Annotated in this window: 1 protein-coding gene; it reads right to left on the reverse strand. The window is 37.1% G+C overall.

Annotation, left to right across the window (positions count from 1 at the left end):
* Window positions 1-245: 245 nt before the first annotated feature.
* Window positions 246-2,480 carry a TonB-dependent receptor gene (locus DBR11_RS16955; RefSeq protein ID WP_108553837.1) on the reverse strand — a complete coding sequence of 745 codons (2,235 nt, stop codon included), beginning with the start codon at window positions 2,478-2,480 and terminating at the stop codon, window positions 246-248.
* Window positions 2,481-2,635 lie beyond the last annotated feature (155 nt).

Below are 2,635 nucleotides of genomic sequence, written 5' to 3' on the forward strand. Positions count from 1 at the left end.
AAACATACTACAACGCAATGCAAAAATATATTATGCTACAAAAAAATATATATTGCAAAAAGCAAAACTTTGACAAAAGAGCAATATCAAATTTTTAACTGAAAAATATTGTAAAATCCACCTTAAAAGCGTGACAAGATACATTTTCTTATGAAGATATAAATCAATAAATCATGATCCATAACTAAAACCAAGAATAAAATATTTAATGATTTTGGTTATGGATCTCCAATAACAGTTATTCATCAGATAGGAACTAAGACCTTAAAACTGAAATTTCTTCCAATATTATAAATCCCGGATCTTCCATTAGGGGAAGTACCGTAATACTCAAAATACTTAAGCCTGTTTAAATGGGATTGATAAGCCAAGTTAAATAAGTTGTCGCCCTGAATAAACAGATCGAAAAGTTTTCTATTTTTCTTTGTCTTGAATGCAGCACCCACACCCGCATTAAGAAGGCTATATCCCCTGGTAAAGGTTTCGGTATCATCGAGTGCATAAAATCGATTTTGATCCGCATATCTATCCAGTTCTATTTTAAAATAAGGCTCTTGAATTGTTCCTTTCCTTTTTAGTCCGGTAAATTTTAGTTCTGACCGAATATGTAAGGGAGAAAGCAAGGGAAGATATTCTCCATGGGTTTGGCCAGTCACACAGGAAAGACTATTGTTAAAACTAAACCATTTTAATTTTTCGGGATGAATATTCAATGTGGTTTCCAAACCATAAAGCCTGGCTTTTGATTGTTGATATTGATAGGTTAAATTACCGGGAACAATAACAACAGGATCTCCATTTTTATCGGTTAGCCTTGCCTGATAAATATAATTCTGAATATGATTATTAAATACTTCAAAGCTAAAGTCCAGGTCCCTGAGATAAGCTATAAAACCAACGTCTTCCTGTAAATTAAATTCGGGAACGAAATTTCTATTGCCAAGATAAACAATATGGGCGCCCGGATCCAATCCATTCGATCCAATTTCGGTGATATTAGGTGCCCTATAGCCCCTGGCGATATTCGCTTTAACCAGTAACCGCTCCGTGATGTTATAGGTCAATCCAACACTTCCTGAAAGGCCTTTATAAACATGATCAAAGGCTGGAAATTGCAAGTTAGCCTGAGCAATCTCCCCACTTGTTGCTCGCTTCTCGAAACCATTGACAGGATTTGCTCCTACATAAAAGTCGTTCCAGCTTATATTGCGATGATCAAATCTAAGTCCCCCTGATATGTCTATTTTTCCAAATGTTTTTTTTGCAAATAAGAATCCACCCAAATCAAAGAGATTATAATCTGGAATAGGAAAATCCGTTGCATCTTTACTCCTGTTGGCTTGATACATTCCACTCAATCCGACAGAACTCTCCCAGCCTTTAATTGCCGGCAAATTATATTTTACATCAAAATTAAGTGTATTCAACACCACATAAAGTCCTGCCTGCCGCGCTAAGGTTGGATGATTATATTCCCTTCTGATACTCTGTTGTCCGCCCAGCAAAACAGACAAACTCCCTTCCCCAAGATTAATCTGACTCGTATTATAAAGCCTGTAATGCTGTATGTGCTGATGCAATGGAACAATAGAATAACTTTTTAGTAAATTTTCCGGTACCAGGGGCCGGTGCTTGATATCATCTCCATCATCAAGTACCTGGTACGTAAATTTCCTACTTAGCGAGTCCCGGCTTCCATCCGGAATTTCCTGAAAATTATCATATAGATTTGCTGCAATTTTACTAAATCCCCATTTTTTATCCAGCCTGGCACTTCCAGATAAATTATATTCCCGGAATCCTGTCCCATATACCCATCCATCTACCTTATTGTGATAATTATGCGCAAATTTGCTTGTCGCCCTAAAAGCGTATTTCCAATCAACTCTACCATACCCAAGCCCCAGGGAACTAGCAAACATCCCGTTATTGGTATGATAATCCTGTGTAAAGTCTCCCTTTAACACCCCCTCCAGAAATCCTGGCCGCTCTGGAATCATATTTATGACACCAGCAACTGCATCAGAACCATAAGTCAGGCTGGCAGGCCCCTTAACAACTTCTACTCTTGAAATTCCATATTGGTCAATTTCGATACCATGCTCATCGCCCCACTGCTGTCCTTCCTGACGTAAACCGTCATATAAAGTGAGTACTCGATTATAACCCAGACCTCGTATAAACGGCTTAGAAATATTTGGCCCTGTCGTTACAGCGCTTAACCCAGGTACGCCTTTTACAATAGCATCTATAAGGTTGTTATTGGCATTTTGATCCATTGCCCTCTTGGAAAGCACAAAAATAGGTACCGGGCTTTTTCTTAGTACTGTTCCCCGACTAACACCGGTCACAACAACCTCATTTAAATTAGACACCTTAACCTGGCTTGTATCTGTTTGAGCAAAAGAACAAATTACCGTAAAGAGCGATAAAACCAGCAGGTAGTATTTTTTGTAGACCGTATATTTTTCAAGATTCATAATTTTTTTTTAAGCAAACCTAAAATTAAGTTTCAATATCAGCAAAACTAATTAAGTTAGATTAATCTAACAAATAAACTTTGACATATATTGCTTTATATTTGTATGATGTTATCTTATACTGAAGAGAATTACCTGAAAGCACTGTATAAAAT

Source organism: Pedobacter sp. HMWF019 (assembly GCF_003061025.1).
Classification (GTDB): domain Bacteria; phylum Bacteroidota; class Bacteroidia; order Sphingobacteriales; family Sphingobacteriaceae; genus Pedobacter.